Raw genomic sequence first — 18,725 nt, 5'->3', positions numbered from 1 at the left:
TTTCCATCGGCGCCGCAAGCTTCGGGCCTCCGGTCCACGTCGTCGCCGCATCCGGCAGTTGAGCTGCGGAGGCCACGGTCGGAACCGTCATCGCCATCGCAGCACAGAGGCCGGCAATTGCACCGGTCCGTTGAATTTTCTGAAGGATCATTACACTCCCTCCTGACTGTATGACCCGGAGCGGTCAACACAACCGGACCGGTGATCTATGCATAGACCCTAACGTGACCGTTCTGAACGCGGTTTGAACGATCACAGCCATCATCAATGTTCACGAGGACGTTTTCGTTCATCCGCATCGTGCGAATGAACGCCTCAGACGTCCAGGTTCTCCACCTGGAGGGCGTTGTCCTGGATGAACTCGCGGCGCGGATCGACGGCGTCGCCCATCAGGCGGGTGAAGACACCGTCCGCGTCGTCCGCCTCGGAAATGCGCACCTGAAGGAGCGTGCGCGCATTGGGGTCCAGCGTCGTCTCCCAGAGCTGATCGGCGTTCATTTCACCCAGCCCCTTGTAACGCTGGATGGAAATGCCGCGGCGGCCAGCGGCGAACACGTTGTCGGCGAGCCCGGACGGGCCGTGGATGCGCATGTCCTTGTCCTTGCGGCGCAGGACGGCGCTGCCGCCGTAGGTCTCGGCCAGATGCGGCCCGTAGGCGGCGAGGCGCTTGGCGTCGACCGAGGCGAGAAGGGCCGGGTCGATCACGGCATGCTCCTTCACGCCGCGCACGGTGCGCTCGAAGGCGAGGCCGCCGTCCTCGGTCTGAATACCGGTCCACCCGGCCTCGAAGTCCTCGGCGATGTCGTCGAGCCTCTGGGCCACGGTGGCGGCGATCTCGGCGGCGCGGCCGGCGTCGGACAGGGCCTCGGCGTCGAGCGCACCGGCAATCGCCGCCTGCTCCACGACGCTGCGGTTGTAGCGCGAATGGAGCCCGCGCAGATGCTGCGCCACGTTGCGCGCCTTCAGCACCACGTCGGCGAGGTCGTGCCCCACCAGAACCTCGCCTGAGGCCAGCGTGAAGGCGGTGTCCTCGAGCCCTGAGGCGGTGAGGTAGTCCTCCAGCGCCGCATCGTCGTGAAGGTATTGCTCGGACTGGCCGCGTCGCACCTTGTAGAGCGGTGGCTGGGCGATGAAGAGGTGGCCGCGCTCGATCAGCTCCGGCATCTGCCGATAGAAGAAGGTGAGGAGCAGCGTGCGGATGTGGGCGCCGTCGACGTCGGCGTCCGTCATGATGATGATCTTGTGGTAGCGCAGCTTGTCGGCGTTGAACTCGTCCTTGCCGATGCCGGTGCCGAGCGCGGTGATCAGCGTGCCGATTTCGTTGGACGACAGCATCCGGTCGAAGCGGGCACGCTCGACGTTGAGGATCTTGCCGCGCAGGGGCAGAACGGCCTGGTTGGCGCGGTGGCGGCCCTGTTTGGCCGAGCCGCCGGCCGAGTCACCCTCGACCAGGAAGAGTTCGGCCTTGGAGGGGTCGCGCTCCTGACAATCGGCGAGCTTGCCGGGGAGGGACGCCACGTCGAGCGCGCCCTTGCGGCGAGTCAACTCGCGCGCCTTGCGGGCCGCCTCGCGTGCCGACGCCGCCTCGATCACCTTGGAGACGATCGTGCGCGCCTCGGCCGAGTGCTCCTCCAGCCACGTGGCGAGGCCCTGATTGACGAGGCTTTCCACCGCGGGCCGCACCTCGGACGAGACGAGCTTGTCCTTGGTCTGGGACGAGAATTTCGGGTCCGGCACCTTGACCGACAACACGCAGGTCAGCCCCTCGCGGCAGTCGTCGCCGGTGGGGGTGACCTTCTCCTTCTTCGTCTGGCCGTTCTGGTCCGCATAGGAGGTGATCTGCCGCGTCAGCGCCGCGCGGAAGCCGGCGAGGTGGGTGCCGCCGTCCCGCTGCGGGATGTTGTTGGTGAAGCAGAGCACGTTCTCGTGGTAGGTGTCGTTCCACCACATCGCGACCTCGACGGTGATGCCGTCGCGCTCGTCGGAGAAGACGATCGGCTTGTCGAAGAGGGCGGTCTTCTGCCGGTCGAGCCACTGGACGAAGGCTTCCAGCCCGCCGTCATAGATCATCTGCTCCTCGCGGCTCTCCACGCCGCGATCGTCGATCAGCCGCACCAGAACGCCGGAATTGAGGAAGGCGAGCTCGCGCAGCCGCTTCTCCAGCGTGGCGAAATCGAACTCCACCTTGGTGAAGGTGTCGGTCGAGGGCAGGAAACGCACTTCGGTGCCGTGGCGGCCGTCCGCGTCGCCAACGACTTCCAGCGGCCCTTCGGCGACGCCGTGGCGGAAGCGCATGAAGTGCTTCTTGCCCTTGCGCCAGACGGTGAGGTCGAGCTCGGACGACAGCGCGTTCACCACCGACACGCCGACGCCGTGCAGACCGCCGGACACCTTGTAGGAATTCTGGTCGAACTTTCCGCCGGCGTGGAGCTGGGTCATGATGACCTCGGCCGCCGAAACGCCTTCTTCCGGGTGCATGTCGGTCGGAATGCCGCGCCCGTTGTCGGTCACGGTGACGGAGCCGTCGGCGTTCAGACGCACGGTCACGCTGTCGTTGTGGCCGGCCAGCGCCTCGTCGATCGCATTGTCGACGACCTCGTAGACCATGTGGTGCAGCCCGGACCCGTCGTCGGTGTCGCCGATATACATGCCGGGGCGCTTACGCACCGCCTCGAGGCCCTTCAGGACCTTGATGGACTCGGCGCCATATTCGTCTGAAGGCTGGGCGGAAGGGACGTCTTGCATGGGGACCGAACGACTCCAGCGCGCCGCGGAACGGGCGCACACAACGAACACTGATGGGAACACTCTATATATAGGGGCGACGCGCGGTTTGAAAGGCGAGGCGGTCTCGCGTGCGCCCTCATCCCCTGTTGCACGCCGCCGGCAGCCCTAATCTTGGGTTCAGGAAAGCCGGATGGAGGGACGGATGATCGCGGAGGCGGTGCGGCGGGTGGATGCGCTGAGGCGCTATGTGGAGCTGAAGGTGCTGGCCGGGGCGCTGGTGGTGGTCGGCTGCGTGTGGGCCTTCTTCGGCCTCGCGGGCGAGATGCTGGAGGGCGAGACCCACGCCTTCGACTCCTTCGTCCTCCTGTCGCTGCGCAACTCCGGCGACCTCGCCGACCCGGTCGGCCCGCTCTGGGTGGAGGAGATGGCGCGGGACTTCACCGCCCTCGGGGGCATCGCCATCGTCACCTTCGTCACGCTGGCGGTGTGCGGCCTTCTGTGGCTGATGAAGAAGGGCCGCACGATGCTGTTCGTCGCCGCCGCGGTGATCGGCGGGGCGATCGTCTCCTCCTCCTTCAAGGCGCTGTTCGACCGGCCGCGCCCCGACCTCGTGCCGCACGGTGTGGAGGTCTTCTCGGCGAGCTTTCCCTCCGGCCACTCGATGCTGTCGGCGGTGACCTACCTCACCCTCGCCACCGTCTTCGCCAGCACCCAGGCCGAGCGGCCGGTGAAGATCTACGTCATGGCGCTGGCGGCCTTCGTGGCCATCGCGGTCGGGATGAGCCGCGTCTATCTCGGCGTCCACTGGCCGACGGACGTGGCGGCCGGCTGGACCGCCGGCGCCGCCTGGGCGATCGGCTGCTGGACCGTTGCGCGCTACCTGCAGCACCGCGGCGGGATCGAACCCGCCCCGCGTGAGGTTGGGTAGGGGGCGCTCGTCTCTCTGCGGCGGGCGGCCGGCGCCCTCAGGTGGCGGCGCCGCGCACCGCCTCGAGCGCTTCGGGGGTGTCGGCGTCCATGGCGCCGGCTGCGCCGATCTCGACCATCGTCACGTGCTCGGCGTAGCGCGACAGGAGAGCTCGGCCGCCGGCGTCGCCCTCGGTGGCGCGCAGCTCGGGAAACAGGCGGCGCGACCAGGCGACGGGATTGCCGCGCGCCCCGCCCGCGGTCGCGATCGCCACCCAGGCGTCCGGCTCGGCAAGCCCCGCCAGCACCTTGTCGCAGGCCTCCGGCGTAACCAGCGGCATGTCGCCGAGCAGGATCAGCGCCGCCTCCACATCGTCCGCCAGCGCGCCGAGACCGACGCGCAGCGACGTGGACAGACCCTCGGCGAAGTGCGGGTTGTGGACGATCGTCACCGGCAGGCCGTCCAGCGCGGCGGCGACACGGTCCGGCTCGTGCCCGGTGACCACCACGACCGCATCGGCGCGCGAGGCGACCGCCGTCGCGGCGACGCGCCGCACCATCGGCACCCCGGCGACATCGGCCACCAGCTTGTTGGACCCCATGCGCGAGGACCGGCCGGCCGCCAGAACCACCGCCGCCGTCTTGCCCGCCGTGCCGCGCCCGCGGCGCGGATGCGGGCGTGCCGCCGTTTCCATCAGCAATCCCCCGACGCCCATCGCGGCGATCTCCTCGCCGGTCACCTTCAGCCCGGCCACCAGGCGCTCCAGCACCCAGTCGAAACCGTTCGCCTTGGGCGAGCGCGCGCAACCCGGCGCGCCGATGACGGGCCGCCCCGCCACCTCGCCCAGCACGAGGAGGTTGCCGGGGTCGACGGGCATGCCGAACCGCTCCACCCGGCCGCCCGCGCGGCGGATCGCATCGGGGATCACGTCGTCCTCGTCCACCACCGCCGACGCGGCGAAGACCACGGCGAGCTCGGCCCCTTCCACGGCGGCGGAGAGCGCCTTGGCGAGCGCCGCCGGCTCGTGCGGGGCGCGTGTGTGGCCGACGACATCGGCGCCGGTTCCGGCCAGCCGCGCCTCGAAGGTGCGGATCGTCTTCTCCACCACGCTGTCCTTCAACGTCGGCAGGATGGTGGAGAGCGCCGCCACCCGCTTCACCCGCCACGGCGCGACGGAAAGGATCGGCGCCGGAACATGGCCCATCGCCGCGTCCAGGCTGCCCTGGCGGACGGCGAAGGGGATCACCTTCACCGTGCCCACCATGCGCCCCGCCGCCACGCGCTCGAAGCGGGGGAGGGTGGCCAGCGTCAGCGCCGGGTCGACGGCGTTCAGCGCATTGACGGCGGCGGCATCGACCTGAACCAGCCCGCCCTCCTCGGCGAAGATGTTGGCTCGCCCCGTGTCGGCCGCGTCGACGCGAACCCCGGGCCCGCCGACAGCGCCCGCCAGCGCCGCCGCCGCCGCGTCCTCGTGGACGTCGTCCGGCGCAAGGCGCGCCACCGTCACCTCGGTGAGGCCGGAGGCGGCCAGTGCGGCGGCGTCGTCGGCGCTGAGGCGGCGGCCCTTCTTGAACACGCGGTCCGCGAGGCGCTGCGAGTGGGCGAGGATCGCCCCCTCCGCCTCGCTCACCGGAACGGGCCCGAACTTCATGCGGCGCGTCTTTCCGGCGCGGCGGCCTTCGTCTCGGCCCCGCGCAGCGCGGCGATCACCTCGGCCAGCACCGAAACGGCGATTTCCGGCGGCGAGGCGGCGCCGATCGCAAGGCCGATCGGCGCGTGAATGCGCGACATGTCCGCCTCGGACACCCCGGCGGCGGTCATCCGGTCGATCCGTTTCGCGTGGGTCTTCCGGCTCCCCAGCGCGCCGATATAGAAGCAATCCGCCTTCATCGCCGCCAGAAGCGCGATGTCGTCGATCTTCGGATCGTGCGTCAACGTGACGACGGCGGTCTCCGCGTCGAGCTTCATCAGCGCGTCGTCCGGCCACTCGGCGTGGAAGTCGAAGGCGCCGAAGCGCTCCTCGGTGGCGAAGGCGCCGCGCGGGTCGATGATCGTCACCTCGAACCCCACCGCCTCGGCCATCGGCGCGAGGGCCTGTGTGACATGCACGGCGCCGATGACGACGAGCCGCGGCGACGGGCGGTGGATGCGCACGAAGACGCCCGCCTCCGCCTCGCGCCCCGAGGTGCCGGAGGCGAAGCGCCGCGCGAGTACGCCGGCGAGCGGGTCGGACGCGGCATCGGCGGCGAAGACGACCCGCCCCTCGGACCCGTCGAGCGGGGTGATGACGGCGCAAAGCCGCCGCTCCGTGCGTGCAGCGTTGACGGCCTTCAGGTCGGACAGCTTCATGCCGCCGCTCCTTCACCTGCCGCCAGAGGCTCGACGAAGATGCGGATGGTGCCGCCGCAGGAGAGGCCCACCTCCCACGCGGTCTCGTCGGCCACGCCGAATTCCAGCAACTTGGCCGGCGCACCGGCGGCGATCTCCACCGCCTCGGCGATCACGGCGCCTTCCACGCAGCCGCCGGACACCGAGCCCTCGAACGCGCCTTCCCCGTCGATGACGAGGTGGCTGCCGACGGGGCGCGGCGCCGATCCCCAGGTGTCGACCACGGTCGCGAGGGCGACGCGCCGGCCTTCCTTGGCCCAGCGCTCCGCCACGTCAAGCGGATCATCGGTCATCGGATTCTCCTCATGTCGCCAAAAACTCCTTCGGTCGGCCCGAACGACCATGGCACTTGTCGGTTATTCCCCTGCCGCAACATTTTGCAACGCACGGGCAACATGGCGAACAACGATAGCACGGAAGATCTCGTGGGCCTGATCGACCGGATCAAGGAGAAGACCGACGGAGACGAGGTGTCCGTCGACGAATTGGTGGAGGCGATCGGCCGCCGGGCCTTCGGACCGCTCTTCATCATCGTCTCCCTGATCGCGATCCTCCCGACCGGCGCAATCCCCGGCATGAGCGTCCTCACGGGCACCATCATGCTGATCCTCTCGGTCCAGCTCCTCTTCGCCTCGCAGCGGATCTGGATCCCGAACATCATCGGCCGCCAGGCGATGCCGCGCGACAAGCTGGTCTCGTCCCTCGATTCGATCCGCCCGCGGGCAGAGCGCATCTCCCGCTATGTAGGACCGCGGATGAAGTTTTTCCTCCGTCCGCCCTTCCTTCAGCTGGTCGCGCTCTCCGGTGTCGTGGTGTCGCTGTCGATGTATCCGCTGGCGGTGGTGCCGTTCGGGGCGTTCCCGGCCGGCTTGTCGCTGCTCGTCATCGGCCTCGGCCTCGCGGTGCGCGACGGTCTTCTCATCGCGCTCGGCATCGCCACCGGGTTCGTCGGCCTGCTGGTCGTCTACCTCGTCTTTCCCTTCTGACCGGCCCTTCTGATCCGCCCCTTCTGATCGGTCATGCTCGGCGGCGGTCGGAAGGGCATCGCGTCCGTTTCAGGCGGGGGCGGCCGTGCCGGATTGCGCACGGGCGCGCTTGGTGAGCGCCACCAGCGCCATCCGCACCGCGGTGCTGGTCGCAGCGGGTGCGTCGAATTCAACCCGCACCGCGCGCTCGGTCATCGCCGCGTCGGCGGGGCGGACGATGTCGATGCCCAGCGGGTCGACGGCGACCGCCGTCCAATCCCCCTCGGGGCCGCCTTCCAGGACCTCGGCCATCAGCTTCAGCGCGTCGCGATGGTCCTCGTTCATGTGCTCGCAGGCGCCGGAATCCATCGCCGCGATCGCCGGCACCGCATCGGCCGGTGAGAGGAGGTCCGCCGCCTCAAGGTCCGTGATGCGGCCAAATCCGGCCACGATATGGGCCGTCTCGGGGTTGCATTTGTAGAACCCGAAGTCCGCGAAATCGGCATACATTGTGGCGTCAGGGTGGCGGCGAAGGAAGCGGTCCTTTGCCTCTTTAGGGTCGTCCACCGGAACGATCGTGCCGGTTACCGTCACGCGGGCTCGCGTATTCGTGTCCCCGTCGACGTCGGGACTGACGAACAGGAGCGATGCGCGCTTGTCGTTCTTCAGATTTTGCGTATGTAATGCAAGATTGGAGATCAGAATGACTGTTGAGCCGTCGGTTAATGTTGCCACGGCGACATGCGACGTGTGAGGATATCCTTCCGCATCGAGCGTGCCCAAGGCCGCATCGCGCGATGTGTGGATGAGTCTGCGCGCCATGCGTGCGGCGGCGGTCGGATCGAACATGGTCAGCCCCTGTCGGACATTGCGATTTTGCTATTGTTCCTCAAACTTTTGTCATTCACACCAATGTTGCCACAATTCCCTCGCAAGTTGCGTTAAGCACGAATGAGCCAGTATCGTGGCAAGGAGAAAGCTCGGTACGATATGACGCAGATCGCCCTCATCGACGATGATCGGAACATTCTGACCAGCGTGTCCATCGCGCTGGAGAACGAGGGATTTGACGTAACGACCTATACCGACGGCGCAAGTGGTCTCGACGGTCTGACCAAGTCGCCGCCGGACCTTGCGGTGCTCGACGTGAAGATGCCCCGTCTCGACGGGCTCGAGCTGCTGCGCTGCCTGCGCCGCGAATCCGACCTCCCCGTCATCATCCTGACCTCGAAGGATGATGAGATCGACGAGCTGTTCGGCCTGCGCATGGGGGCCGACGACTTCATCACCAAGCCGTTCTCGCAGCGCCTCCTCGTGGAGCGGATCCGTGCGGTCCTGCGCCGCACCAACGCCCTCCGGTCGGAGGGCGAGCGGGCGACGCACACCGTGCTGGAGCGCGGCCCCCTCGTCATGGATACCGAGCGCCACACCACGACCTGGCAGGGCCAGTCCATCGTGCTGACGGTGACGGAGTTCATGATCCTCCTGTCGCTCGCCCAGCGCCCCGGCGTCGTCAAGAGCCGCAACGCGCTGATGGACGCCGCCTATGGCGACCACGTCTATGTCGACGACCGCACCATCGACAGTCACATCAAGCGCCTGCGCAAGAAATTCCGCCAGGTCGACGACAACTTCGACAGGATCGAGACCCTCTACGGCGCAGGCTATCGCCTGAAAGACGAATAAGTCGTCTTCCCTTCTGCGAATGGGGTTCCATTATCAAGCCGAGGCCATCGCCGAGGGTGACATGAACATCAGCGAGAGGTTTCCGGGCGTGTCCGGGGCAGAGGGGATCTCCCTGCCTCCACGCGCGCGCAGCTTCTCGTGGAAGACCATCGGCGTCACCCGCCTCGCTCTCAAGGTGGCGGTGCTCAAGATCGCCGGCCTCGCCCTGCTCCTCTATGCGACCCTTCATCAGGCCGATATGTCGACGCGGATCGCCGGATCCGTGCTCGACGGCCTCATCGTCCAGGCCGACAGCGTCATCAGCACCTTGGACAGCGAGCCGGCGATCGTCGCGCCGATCCTTACCGGGGTCTCGCCCGAAGCCGGCGCGCCCGAAACCGGCCCCAACGTCGATATCCTGATCGCCCGCGCGCTCCAGGGCGCACCGACGAGAGCCCAGCTCTTCGGCCTCAACGGCATGCTGATCGCCGACAGCGCCGACGCCGACCGCACCGGGCGCGAGAGCCGCAACGACCTTGTGCGTGTGCTCGAGCCGGCCGCCGGATTCGCCGCGCGCTGGCGCGACGTGGTCGGCGGCGGCCGAACCCAGCGCCCCGCCAGCCTCGGCAGCCAGGGCACGCTGCGCGAAGTGCTGGCCGCCCTCGGCGGGGTGAAGACGGTGCGCTACGGCGTGCGGGCCGATGGTGACGACGTGGTCGCCATCGCCGTTCCGGTGCTCGCCGATACGGGCCAGGTCATCGGCGCACTGCGGCTCGTCAGCGCCCGCGGGCAGATCGCCGGGCCGGTCATGGAGCAGGAGGCGGCCATCGTGCTCGGCTTCCTCATCGCCGGCATCATCGCCATCGTCCTGTCCCTGATCCTGGCGGCCACCATCGCCCGGCCGCTCACCCGCCTCGCCAGAGCCGCCGAGTACATCAAGCGCGGCAGCGTCAACACACCCATTCCCGCCCTCAACCAGCCGGGCGAGATCGGCGACCTGTCCCGCGTCCTGCACGAGATGACGCTCGCCCTCTATAACCGGATCGACGCCATCGACGCCTTCGCCGCGGAGGTCGCGCACGAGCTGAAGAACCCGCTCACCTCGCTGCGCAGCGCCATCGAAGTCCTGCCACAGGCCCGCACCGAGTCGGCGCGCGACCGCCTGCTCGCCGTCATCGCCCACGACGTGAACCGGCTCGACCGGCTCATCACCGACATCTCCGCCGCCTCCAAGCTCGACGCCGAACTGAACCGTTACCGCTTCGAGATGGTGGACCTTCACACGCTGCTGCGCACCATCGTCGACACGCAGAACGAGATCGCCGCGCCGCAGGACATCACGGTGAAGCTCAACTGGGCGAGCCGGGATGCGACGGTCTCCATTCAGGGCAACGACAGCCGCCTCGGCCAGGTCTTCACCAACCTCGTGGAGAATGCGCGCTCCTTCTCGCCCGAGGGCGGGGTCGTGATGGTCAACGCGCGCAACTTCTCCGACTTTGCCGAGATCACCGTGGAGGACGAGGGGCCGGGGATCGACGAATCGGCCATCGAGCGGATCTTCGAGCGGTTCTATACGGATCGTCCCGCCGACAAGGGGTTCGGCAACAATTCCGGCCTCGGCCTCGCCATCTGCCGCCAGATCGTCGAGGCGCACGGCGGCGAGATCTTCGCCGAGAACCGCTACCAGACGACGCTGGACCCGCGCCGGGTGACCGAAGGGGCCCGCTTCACGGTGCGCCTGCCCATCGCCCCGTGAGCGCAACGTCCTCGCCGCGGCCGGCGGCGCACCCGGCTGCAGCGGCGGCGCACCCGCACGCCCAAGCGGGGCACGAGCCGGTCTGGGAGGGACCGACCGTCCACGCCTCGGCGGTCGCCCTCGGCGGCGACGGCGTCCTCATCACCGGGGCGTCCGGCGCCGGAAAGAGTGCCCTCGCGCGCGCCCTCGTCGCCCACTTCACCGGGCGCGGCCTCTTCGCCCGCCTCGTCGCCGACGACCGCGTCCGCCTCGCCGCGCTGAACGGCCGCCTCATCGCCCGCACGCCCCGCAGGATCGCCGGCCTCGTCGAGGTGCGCGAGGTCGGCATCGTCCCGGTGCGCCACCTTGCGGCGGTGCGCCTCAGCCTCCTCGTCGACCTCGCGGTCGATCCGCCGCGCATGCCAGAAATCGGTGCGGAACGGCGCACCTTGGAGGGCATCACCCTGCCCGCACTGTGCCTTTCGCAGCGCACGACGCCCCTGTCGGTGCTCGCGGTGGCATCCCAACTCGCCGCCGATGGCTTGACGGACCCCACACGAGCGCCACAACGTCCGCCTTCATAAAGCGGACCTGGCGGGCCGTGTGCCGGGGGAGGGAGCGTTTTGATCGGATTGGTGCTCGTCACGCATGGCCGGCTGGCTCAAGAGCTGCGTTCGGCTTTGGAGCATGTCGTTGGCGTCCAGGACGCTGTGGAGCCGATCTCGATCGAGCCCGACGACGACATCGAGCAGCGCCGTGCCGACATCGTCGAGGCGGTGGCCCGCGTCGATCGCGGCCAAGGCGTCGTCATCCTGACCGACATGTTCGGCGGCACCCCCTCCAACCTCGCCATCTCGGTGATGCCGCAGGGCTCGATCGAAGTGATCGCCGGCGTGAACCTGCCGATGCTGGTCAAACTGTCCTCCGCCCGCGCGACGATGCCGCTGAAAGAGGCGGTGGACGCCGCGCGGGACGCGGGCATCAAATATATCAGCGTCGCCTCCCACGTCCTCTCGGGCCAATGAGCGGGGATGACGCGGCGGGTGGCGGGGCCGCCGAGCCGCGCCGCCTGACATTGACGCTCGTCAATCGGCGCGGCCTCCATGCGCGCGCCGCCGCCAAGTTCGTGCGCGAGCTGGAATTCTTCCGCGCCGACGTGGCGGTGTCGCGCGACGGCCAAAGCGTCGACGGGCGGTCCATCATGGGCCTCCTCATGCTGGGCGCCCCGTGCGGCAGCGCCATCTCGCTGATCGTCACCGGGCCGGAGGCGGACGCGGCGGCCGACGCCCTCACCGCGCTGATCACGGACGGCTTCGGGGAGCGCGATTGAGCACCGCGGCCGCGCCGGCTTGCACCATCCGCCTCGCCGCGCCGGACGATGCGGCCGCAATCGCCGCGATCTACGCCCCCATCGTCGAGACGACCGCGATCTCGTTCGAGGAGGTCGCGCCGGACGCTGCCGAAATCGGGCGCCGTATCGAAGCAACGCTGGGGCCTTTCCCCTATCTCGTCGCGGTGGGGGAGGCGGGCGTTGCAGGCTACGCCTACGCGTCGGCCTATCGTCCGCGTGCGGCCTATCGCTGGTCGGTGGCCGTCAGCGTCTATGTCGGCGAGGCGGGGCGACGCCGCGGGACGGGTGCGGCACTCTACCGCGCCCTCTTCGCGATCCTCACGCGCCAAGGCTACCAGAGCGCCTTCGCCGGCATCACGCTGCCCAACGCGGCCAGCGTCGCGCTGCACGAGGCGGTGGGGTTCCGCCTCAGCGGGACTGACCCGCGCGCAGGCCACAAGTTCGGCCGCTGGTGGGACGTCGGCAACTTCGCCTTCGCCTTCAATCCGCTCGGCGACGCGCCGGAACCGCCGCGGACGCTGCAGGCGATCGGCGCGGACAGCGTCGCCGCCTGCCTCACACCTGCGGCCGCCCGCTGAGCCGTCCCGCCTCGGTGCGTCCGCCCGCCTTCGGCCGTAGCGGGACCACCTGCGACGGTCCGGCAAGCGTCACCCCAGCGACTTGGCTTTTCCTGCATCCGTCACAAAGGGTGCGAGGCGTCGATGCCACTGTCCGGGTCTTCCCGAGCCGAGCGGGGCTTCCGCAAGATCTTCATCTTGAACAGCGTTGCGGCCGTTCTCATCGCCTGCGCCTTCGGGTTCGGCGCCTATCGCGCGCTCGTCTTCCTCGGCGACGGGCTGGACCGGATCGTTCTGAATTCCAGCGAGCGCTGGGCGCCGGCTCTCGCCGAAGCACCCATCATCGACGCGCTGCTGGCCGGGCGGCCCGTCGAGCGGGAGATACTCGCGTCGCTGTCGCAGAGCTTCACCCGAAACGGCATTACCCGCATCGACCTCTTCACGCCGGACGGCCGCTTCGTCCACGCCATCGCCGGGGCGGCACCGGCGGCGCCGTTCGACCGCACCTATCTGGAACCTTTGTCGGCGGGTGAATGGCGCCTTCATTCCCACCACGCGGCGGACGATGGCGGGCGCTACCTCGCCGACCTGTTCGCCCCCGTCATGCGCGGCGGCACGCTGGTGGGGGCGCTGCGGATGGAGCTCGACATCACCGCCGCGCGGGCGGATTTCCTGTCCACCATGCGCACCGCGGTGGCGCTCCTCGCCTTCCTCGGCATCGTCGGGCTCACCGCGACGGGGGTCAACGCCTTCCTCATCACCCGTCAGCGCCGCGACTCGGACCGCATCCATCACCTCGCCCACAACGACGCGCTGACCGGCATCGCCAACCGCAACCGCTTTCTGGCCGCGCTCGACCGCGATCTGGCCGCGCCGCAGGGCACCAGCGGCATCGCCCTTCACATGATCGACCTCGACGGCTTCAAGTCGGTCAACGACAGTCTCGGCCACGACGCGGGCGATCAGCTTCTGCGGGTCATCGCCGCCCGCATCGCCGACTGTGCGGGGGATGACGACCTGGTCGCCCGGCTCGGCGGCGACGAGTTCGCGGTGATCCAACGCAACGTCGAAACGCGCGAGGACGCGGCCTTCCTGTCCGAGCGCATGCTGGAGGCCGCCCGCGCGGTGCGCGATCTCGGCGAGGTTCCGGTTTCGGTGACGCTCAGCATCGGCGTTGCTCTCGCACCCGAACACGCGACGATGCCGTCCGAACTCCAAAATTGCGCCGATGCCGCCGTCTACCGCGCCAAGAGCGCCGGCCGGAATCAGAGCGTGGTCTTCGAGGTCGGCATGGACGGCGAGCTGAAGACCCGCAACACCTTGCGCGTGATGCTGCGCCGCGCGCTGGAGAACGAGGAGTTCGAGCTGCACTATCAGCCCCTTCATGCCGCCGATTCCGGTGCGCTGCTGGGCTTCGAGGCGCTGCTGCGGCTGAAAGACGGGGACAGCGGCTACATCTCGCCCGGCAAGTTCATCCCCATCGCCGAGGAGATGGGCCTCACCCCGCGCCTCGGCCAATGGGTGCTGAACGAGGCCTGCCGCACCGCCGCCGCCTGGCCGCAGAGCCTGTCCGTCGCCGTCAATCTGTCGCCGCAGCAGTTCCGCGAGGATCTCGTCACCGTTGTGGAAAGCGCACTCGCTCTCTCCGGCCTCGCGGCGGAGCGGCTGGAGCTGGAGATCACCGAGAGCCTCTTCATCGCCGAGCCGGGCCCCGTGGCCGAGCAGCTTCACCGGCTGAAAGACCTCGGCGTGCGCATCGTGATGGACGATTTCGGCACCGGCTATTCCAGCCTCAGCTACCTCTGGAAGTTCCCGTTCGACAAGCTGAAGGTGGACCGCTCCTGCTTCATGTCGCTGGAGGAGAGCGAGCAGGTGGGCGAGGTCCTGCGCACCATCAGTGCCATGAGCGGGGCGATGAACCTGCGCGTCACCGCCGAGGGGATCGAGACGGAGATGCAGCGCACCTTCGCCTGCCAAGCCGGTTATGACGAGCTGCAGGGCTTCCTGTGCGGCCGGCCCATGCCGCTCGACAATGTCGGCTCTTATATCCAAAGCGCGCCCTCCGCCGAGCGGGAGGAGCACGAGGACGTGCCGATGATGCGTCCGGCGCTGTTGAACTGATGCCGGCAACCGGAACGGGCGCTGTGGCGCAAATGTCGCAGAGATTGTGCGATCACGATGCGCCTCGCGTGCGGCTCCGGAATGCCGGTTGATCGGCTCTTTGCCCTCCCTTAGCCAAGGTTAATCGTCGACCGGTTTAATCCGGTGCATTGTTTCGATTCGGCGTGGCGTAAGGGAGTGACGTATGGACCGCATCCGCATCACCGGGGGCGCACCGCTGGAGGGGTCTATCCCCATTTCCGGCGCGAAAAACGCCGCCCTTCCCCTCATGATCGCCTCGCTCCTGACCGACGAGACGCTGACCCTGCAGAACGTCCCGCGCCTGGCGGACGTGCAGAAGCTGTTCCACATCCTCGCCAACCACGGCGTGGACACCGCCTTCCAGGGCAAGCGCGTCGGCGAGGATCAGCTCACCGGCCAGACCGTCGACCTCACCGCCCGCGCCATCGTCGATACCACCGCGCCTTACGAGCTGGTGTCGACCATGCGTGCCTCGTTCTGGGTCATCGGCCCGCTGCTCGCCCGCATGGGTGAGGCGCGCGTGTCGCTGCCGGGGGGCTGCGCCATCGGCACCCGCCCGGTCGACTTCTTCATCGACGGTCTGCGTCAGCTCGGCGCGGAGATCGACATCGACCGCGGCTACGTCGTCGCCCGCGCCAAGGCGGGGCTCGTCGGCGGCCGCGTGCGTCTGCCGAAGCCGTCCGTCGGCGCCACCCACACGCTGCTGATGGCCGCGACGCTGGCACGCGGCGAAACGGTGATCGAGAACGCCGCGCGCGAGCCGGAGATCGTCGACCTCGCCGAGTGCCTGAAGCAGATGGGCGCGAAGATCGAGGGCGAGGGCAACGGGACCATCCACATCGAGGGTGTGCCGCGCCTTTATGGTGCCCGCCACAAGGTGCTGCCGGACCGCATCGAGACCGGCACCTACGCGCTGGCGACCGCCATGGCGGGCGGCGACGTGACGCTCGAGGGCGCCACCGCCGACCATCTTGAACGGCCGATCGAGCTGATGCGCGCCGCAGGTGCCGAGATCGACGTGACCAACCGCGGCCTGCGCGTGCGCCGCAACGGCCACGGCATCGTCGCGGTGGACGCCGAGACCGAGCCCTATCCCGGTTTCCCGACCGACCTGCAGGCCCAGTTCATGGCCGTCATGTGTGCGGGCAAGGGGACGAGCCACGTCACAGAGACGATCTTCGAGAACCGCTTCATGCACGTGCAGGAGCTGGCCCGCCTCGGCGCCGACATCTCGCTGAACGGCCAGACCGCGACCATCAAGGGCGTGCCGAAGCTGAAGGGCGCGCCGGTGATGGCGACGGACCTACGCGCGTCGGTGTCGCTGGTGATCGCCGGGCTCGCGGCCGAGGGCGAGACCGAGGTGAGCCGCATCTACCACCTCGACCGCGGGTTCGAGCGGCTGGAGCAGAAGCTGTCCCGCTGCGGCGCACAGATCGAGCGCGTCTCGAGCTGAGCCGCCGGAGGAGCGCGCGGCGCAGGAGAGGCCCGCGGCGTCGATGCCAAGGGTCGCGCCGCCGCGCGAACGCCGCTATAGGGTGGCGTGACGTCCACCATTTGAAGACATTGCCATAGATGACGACGCTCCCGCGCCCCGTGAAGATGTTCGCGCTCGACGATGAGGACCTCGCTGTCGTGTCGGCACACGTGCAGGACGCCGTGGCGAAGGTGGCGGACATCCGGTGGTCGTCGGCGGACGGCCATTTCGCCATCCCCATGAACCGCTTCGCCTGGGAGGTGACCGCCGACCGCAAGACCCGCGGCAGCGACGAGCGGCGCCGTGCGGTGCTGTCCTTCGCGCGTGTCAACCGCGCCCAGGTCTCCGGCGTCGCGCCGACGGATCAGGAAAGCGTGCTGTCGCTGCTGGCCGTGGTCTTCCAGCCCGCGGGCGAGGGGGAGGCGGCCGGCACCATCACCATCGCCTGCGCGGGCGACGTCACCATCCGTCTCGATGTGGAGTGCATCGAGGCCCAACTCGCCGACCTCGGCGGCGCCTGGGGCGCCTCCATGCGGCCCAAGCACGTGATCGGCCGCTGATGCGCACGCTCGATACCACCGCCCCCACCTTCGCGGACGATTTCGCCGCCCTCATGGCCGACCAGCGCGAATTCTCCGCCGACGTCACCGCCGTGGTCGACGCCGTGATCGCCGACGTGCGCGCCCGTGGCGACGCCGCCGTGGCCGAATACACCGCGAAGTTCGACCGGGTGGACGTCACCCGCACGCCGATGGCCGTCACCGCCGAGGAGGTCGCCGCCGCGAAGGCGAAGGTCGCGCCGGACGTGATCGACGCGCTGAAGTTCGCCGCCGACCGCATCGCCACCTTCCACGCCCGGCAGATGCCGGACGACGAGCGCTACACCGACGAAGCAGGGGCGACGCTCGGCTGGCGCTGGTCGCCTCTCTCCTCGGCCGGGCTCTATGTTCCGGGCGGGCGCGCGGCCTATCCGTCCTCGCTCCTCATGAACGCGGTTCCGGCCAAGGTCGCGGGCGTCTCGCGCCTCGTCATGACCGTTCCGGCGCCGGACGGGCACCTCGAGCCGGTGGTTCTCGCCGCCGCCGACATCGCCGGCGTGACCGAGATCTACCGCGTCGGCGGGGCGCAGGCGGTCGCCGCGCTCGCCTACGGCACCGAGACCATCGCCCCGGTCGACAAGATCGTCGGCCCCGGCAACGCCTATGTGGCCGCGGCCAAGCGGCAGGTGTTCGGTGCCGTCGGCATCGACATGGTGGCCGGGCCGTCTGAGGTCGTCGTCGTCGCGGACGCGACCGCGCGGCCGGACGTGATCGCCGCCGACCTGCTCGCCCAGGCGGAGCACGACGAGGTGGCCCAGTCGATCCTCATCACCGCCGACCGCGAGCTTGCGGCGGAGGTCGCCGAGGCGGTCGAGGCCCAGCTGAAAGAGCTGCCGCGCCAGGCCGTCGCCACGGCGAGCTGGCGCGACCACGGCGCCATCATCCTCGTCGCGGACCTCGACGAGGCGGCGCGCCTGGTCGACCGTCTGGCGCCCGAACACCTGGAACTCGCCGTCGCCGACCCCGATGCGCTGGCGGACAAGGTGACCCATGCCGGCGCCATCTTCCTCGGCACCATGACGCCCGAAGCGATCGGCGACTATGTGGCCGGGCCGAACCACGTCCTGCCGACGAGCCGCTCGGCGCGGTTCTCCTCCGGCCTCTCGGTGTTCGACTTCCTGAAGCGCACGACGCTTCTCGGCCTCACCCGCGAGGCGCTGGACCGGCTGGCCGGCCCGGCGATGACGCTCGCCGCCTCCGAAGGGCTCGACGCGCACCGCCTGTCGATCGCCCGCCGGCTCGGCAACACATGACCCGCGGCCGATGAGCGATCCCGCCGATACCGGCCGCCTCATCGCCATCACGCTGGACGAGGCGTCGATCGACCGCGGCTCGCCCGACGTGGAGCACGAGCGCGCGGTCGCGGTCTACGATCTGCTCGAGGACAACGTCTTCCGCCCGGCCGGGGTGGGAGAGGGGCCGTATCGGCTCGTTCTGTCGATCCAGGAGAACCGCCTCGTCTTCACCATCCAGAGCGAGGCGGGGGACCATCTCATGTCCCATCTCCTCTCGCTCACCCCGCTGCGGAAGGTGGTGAAGGACTATTTCCTGATCTGCGAGAGCTACTTCTCGGCGATCCGCACCGCCGCCCCGGCGCAGATCGAGGCAATCGACATGGGCCGCCGCGGCGTACACGACGAAGGCTCCCGCCTCCTCGCCGAGCGGCTCGCGGGAAAGATCGAGGTCGACCACGACACCGCACGCCGGCTGTTCACGCTGATCTGCGCGCTGCACTTCAAAGGGTGAGCGGGGTGCTGTCGCCCACCGCCGTCCTGTTCGTGTGCCGCCACAACGCGATCCGCTCACCGATGGCGGCCGCGCTTGCACGCCGCGCCGCGCCGACCACATATATCAGGTCGGCGGGACTGGAGACCGGGCAGGCGGACCCCTTCGCGGTGGCCGTCATGGCCGAGTCCGGGCTCGACATCTCCAAGCGCAAGCCGCGTTCGCTGGAGGAGTTGCACGACACCTCCTTCGATCTCGTGGTCACCCTGGCGCCCGAGGCGCATCACCACGTCCTCGAGATGGCGCGCACGCAGAGCTTCGAGGTCGTCTACTGGCCGACGCTCGATCCCTCCGGCGCGACCGGATCGCGCGAGCAGATCATGGACAGCTACCGATCGGTGCGTGATGCACTAAATCGGCAAGTCAACGAACTGTTTGCGAACCCTTGACCTCTCCGATGCGGCTATAGGAGGGGACAGGGACCAAAAAT

At 69.1% G+C, this 18,725-nt stretch carries 19 protein-coding genes; 14 read left to right on the top strand and 5 right to left on the bottom strand.

What is annotated here, in order from left to right:
• Window positions 1-315 precede the first annotated feature (315 nt).
• A complete protein-coding gene (gene gyrB, locus BIX52_RS17695; protein WP_075222430.1) occupies window positions 316-2,745 on the bottom strand; it encodes a DNA topoisomerase (ATP-hydrolyzing) subunit B in 2,430 nt (809 codons plus the stop codon).
• Between the two features lie 184 nt (window positions 2,746-2,929).
• Here gyrB and BIX52_RS17690 point away from each other — a divergent pair, with 184 nt between their 5' ends.
• A complete protein-coding gene (locus tag BIX52_RS17690; RefSeq protein WP_083551094.1) occupies window positions 2,930-3,655 on the top strand; it encodes a phosphatase PAP2 family protein in 726 nt (241 codons plus the stop codon).
• A 37-nt stretch (window positions 3,656-3,692) separates the two neighbouring features.
• Here the strand turns inward: BIX52_RS17690 and BIX52_RS17685 are convergent, their stop codons facing one another.
• Genes BIX52_RS17685 through BIX52_RS17675 form a run of 3 tightly spaced genes read right to left on the bottom strand, consistent with a single transcriptional unit; the run spans window position 3,693 to window position 6,315 of the window.
• A complete protein-coding gene (locus tag BIX52_RS17685) occupies window positions 3,693-5,285 on the bottom strand; it encodes an NTP transferase domain-containing protein (protein ID WP_075222428.1) in 1,593 nt (530 codons plus the stop codon).
• Window positions 5,282-5,983 (bottom strand): XdhC family protein, encoded by a 702-nt coding sequence (locus tag BIX52_RS17680; RefSeq protein WP_075222427.1) that lies wholly within the window; start codon window positions 5,981-5,983, stop codon window positions 5,282-5,284. The genes BIX52_RS17685 and BIX52_RS17680 overlap by 4 nt, the downstream gene beginning before the upstream one ends.
• Window positions 5,980-6,315: an XdhC family protein gene (locus tag BIX52_RS17675; RefSeq protein WP_075222426.1), complete on the bottom strand. Its 336-nt coding sequence runs from the start codon at window positions 6,313-6,315 to the stop codon at window positions 5,980-5,982. Before BIX52_RS17675 ends, BIX52_RS17680 begins: the two co-directional genes overlap by 4 nt.
• 102 nt (window positions 6,316-6,417) lie before the next feature.
• Between BIX52_RS17675 and BIX52_RS17670 the strand changes: the two genes are divergently transcribed.
• Entirely contained in the window at window positions 6,418-7,008 is a 591-nt protein-coding gene (locus BIX52_RS17670; RefSeq protein WP_075222425.1) for an exopolysaccharide biosynthesis protein, read from the top strand.
• A gap of 69 nt (window positions 7,009-7,077) precedes the next feature.
• On the opposite strand, the gene BIX52_RS17665 is transcribed toward BIX52_RS17670, so the two are convergent.
• Window positions 7,078-7,836 carry a HugZ family pyridoxamine 5'-phosphate oxidase gene (locus BIX52_RS17665; protein ID WP_075222424.1) on the bottom strand — a complete coding sequence of 253 codons (759 nt, stop codon included), beginning with the start codon at window positions 7,834-7,836 and terminating at the stop codon, window positions 7,078-7,080.
• A gap of 141 nt (window positions 7,837-7,977) precedes the next feature.
• Between BIX52_RS17665 and BIX52_RS17660 the strand changes: the two genes are divergently transcribed.
• The 12 genes from BIX52_RS17660 to BIX52_RS17605 all read left to right on the top strand — a co-directional run bounded on the left by BIX52_RS17660 (window position 7,978) and on the right by BIX52_RS17605 (window position 18,684).
• Window positions 7,978-8,673 carry a response regulator transcription factor gene (locus BIX52_RS17660; protein WP_075222423.1) on the top strand — a complete coding sequence of 232 codons (696 nt, stop codon included), beginning with the start codon at window positions 7,978-7,980 and terminating at the stop codon, window positions 8,671-8,673.
• A 61-nt stretch (window positions 8,674-8,734) separates the two neighbouring features.
• Window positions 8,735-10,408 carry a sensor histidine kinase gene (locus BIX52_RS17655; protein ID WP_075222586.1) on the top strand — a complete coding sequence of 558 codons (1,674 nt, stop codon included), beginning with the start codon at window positions 8,735-8,737 and terminating at the stop codon, window positions 10,406-10,408.
• Complete coding sequence (locus BIX52_RS17650; protein WP_083660451.1) at window positions 10,405-10,971, top strand: HPr kinase/phosphorylase; 567 nt, start codon at window positions 10,405-10,407, stop codon at window positions 10,969-10,971. The genes BIX52_RS17655 and BIX52_RS17650 overlap by 4 nt, the downstream gene beginning before the upstream one ends.
• A gap of 39 nt (window positions 10,972-11,010) precedes the next feature.
• The gene (locus BIX52_RS17645) at window positions 11,011-11,412 is read left to right on the top strand and encodes a PTS sugar transporter subunit IIA (RefSeq protein WP_075222422.1); all 402 of its coding nucleotides are present in this window, start codon (window positions 11,011-11,013) and stop codon (window positions 11,410-11,412) included.
• The gene (locus tag BIX52_RS17640) at window positions 11,409-11,717 is read left to right on the top strand and encodes an HPr family phosphocarrier protein (RefSeq protein ID WP_075222421.1); all 309 of its coding nucleotides are present in this window, start codon (window positions 11,409-11,411) and stop codon (window positions 11,715-11,717) included. Before BIX52_RS17645 ends, BIX52_RS17640 begins: the two co-directional genes overlap by 4 nt.
• The gene (locus BIX52_RS17635) at window positions 11,714-12,316 is read left to right on the top strand and encodes a GNAT family N-acetyltransferase (RefSeq protein WP_108676611.1); all 603 of its coding nucleotides are present in this window, start codon (window positions 11,714-11,716) and stop codon (window positions 12,314-12,316) included. Before BIX52_RS17640 ends, BIX52_RS17635 begins: the two co-directional genes overlap by 4 nt.
• Window positions 12,317-12,493: 177 nt before the next feature.
• Entirely contained in the window at window positions 12,494-14,416 is a 1,923-nt protein-coding gene (locus BIX52_RS17630; RefSeq protein WP_170126434.1) for a putative bifunctional diguanylate cyclase/phosphodiesterase, read from the top strand.
• A gap of 184 nt (window positions 14,417-14,600) precedes the next feature.
• A complete protein-coding gene (gene murA, locus BIX52_RS17625) occupies window positions 14,601-15,890 on the top strand; it encodes a UDP-N-acetylglucosamine 1-carboxyvinyltransferase (protein ID WP_075222419.1) in 1,290 nt (429 codons plus the stop codon).
• 119 nt (window positions 15,891-16,009) lie between these two features.
• Complete coding sequence (locus BIX52_RS17620; RefSeq protein ID WP_075222418.1) at window positions 16,010-16,471, top strand: DUF2948 family protein; 462 nt, start codon at window positions 16,010-16,012, stop codon at window positions 16,469-16,471.
• Complete coding sequence (hisD, locus tag BIX52_RS17615) at window positions 16,471-17,763, top strand: histidinol dehydrogenase (RefSeq protein WP_075222417.1); 1,293 nt, start codon at window positions 16,471-16,473, stop codon at window positions 17,761-17,763. The genes BIX52_RS17620 and hisD overlap by 1 nt, the downstream gene beginning before the upstream one ends.
• A gap of 10 nt (window positions 17,764-17,773) precedes the next feature.
• Window positions 17,774-18,256, top strand: a complete 483-nt coding sequence (locus tag BIX52_RS17610) for a UPF0262 family protein (protein WP_075222416.1) — start codon at window positions 17,774-17,776, stop codon at window positions 18,254-18,256.
• Between the two features lie 5 nt (window positions 18,257-18,261).
• Window positions 18,262-18,684 (top strand): arsenate reductase/protein-tyrosine-phosphatase family protein, encoded by a 423-nt coding sequence (locus BIX52_RS17605; RefSeq protein ID WP_342743846.1) that lies wholly within the window; start codon window positions 18,262-18,264, stop codon window positions 18,682-18,684.
• Window positions 18,685-18,725: the final 41 nt, after the last annotated feature.

The organism is Acuticoccus yangtzensis, from assembly GCF_001927245.1.
Taxonomy (GTDB): Bacteria; Pseudomonadota; Alphaproteobacteria; order Rhizobiales; family Amorphaceae; genus Acuticoccus; species Acuticoccus yangtzensis.
Note: the sequence above shows the minus strand (reverse complement) of the source record. Positions and strands in the feature narration are given on the sequence as shown.

Excerpts from the sequence above, each read along its gene's own strand:
- BIX52_RS17685 (WP_075222428.1), bottom strand. The coding sequence starts at position 5,285 with ATGAAGTTCGGGCCCGTTCCGGTGAGCGAGGCGGAGGGGGCGATCCTC.
- BIX52_RS17680 (WP_075222427.1), bottom strand. The coding sequence starts at position 5,983 with ATGAAGCTGTCCGACCTGAAGGCCGTCAACGCTGCACGCACGGAGCGG.
- gyrB (WP_075222430.1), bottom strand. The coding sequence starts at position 2,745 with ATGCAAGACGTCCCTTCCGCCCAGCCTTCAGACGAATATGGCGCCGAG.
- BIX52_RS17670 (WP_075222425.1), top strand. The coding sequence starts at position 6,418 with ATGGCGAACAACGATAGCACGGAAGATCTCGTGGGCCTGATCGACCGG.
- BIX52_RS17660 (WP_075222423.1), top strand. The coding sequence starts at position 7,978 with ATGACGCAGATCGCCCTCATCGACGATGATCGGAACATTCTGACCAGC.
- BIX52_RS17665 (WP_075222424.1), bottom strand. The coding sequence starts at position 7,836 with ATGTTCGATCCGACCGCCGCCGCACGCATGGCGCGCAGACTCATCCAC.
- BIX52_RS17655 (WP_075222586.1), top strand. The coding sequence starts at position 8,735 with ATGAACATCAGCGAGAGGTTTCCGGGCGTGTCCGGGGCAGAGGGGATC.
- murA (WP_075222419.1), top strand. The coding sequence starts at position 14,601 with ATGGACCGCATCCGCATCACCGGGGGCGCACCGCTGGAGGGGTCTATC.
- BIX52_RS17640 (WP_075222421.1), top strand. The coding sequence starts at position 11,409 with ATGAGCGGGGATGACGCGGCGGGTGGCGGGGCCGCCGAGCCGCGCCGC.
- BIX52_RS17610 (WP_075222416.1), top strand. The coding sequence starts at position 17,774 with ATGAGCGATCCCGCCGATACCGGCCGCCTCATCGCCATCACGCTGGAC.
- BIX52_RS17675 (WP_075222426.1), bottom strand. The coding sequence starts at position 6,315 with ATGACCGATGATCCGCTTGACGTGGCGGAGCGCTGGGCCAAGGAAGGC.
- hisD (WP_075222417.1), top strand. The coding sequence starts at position 16,471 with ATGCGCACGCTCGATACCACCGCCCCCACCTTCGCGGACGATTTCGCC.
- BIX52_RS17690 (WP_083551094.1), top strand. The coding sequence starts at position 2,930 with ATGATCGCGGAGGCGGTGCGGCGGGTGGATGCGCTGAGGCGCTATGTG.
- BIX52_RS17620 (WP_075222418.1), top strand. The coding sequence starts at position 16,010 with ATGACGACGCTCCCGCGCCCCGTGAAGATGTTCGCGCTCGACGATGAG.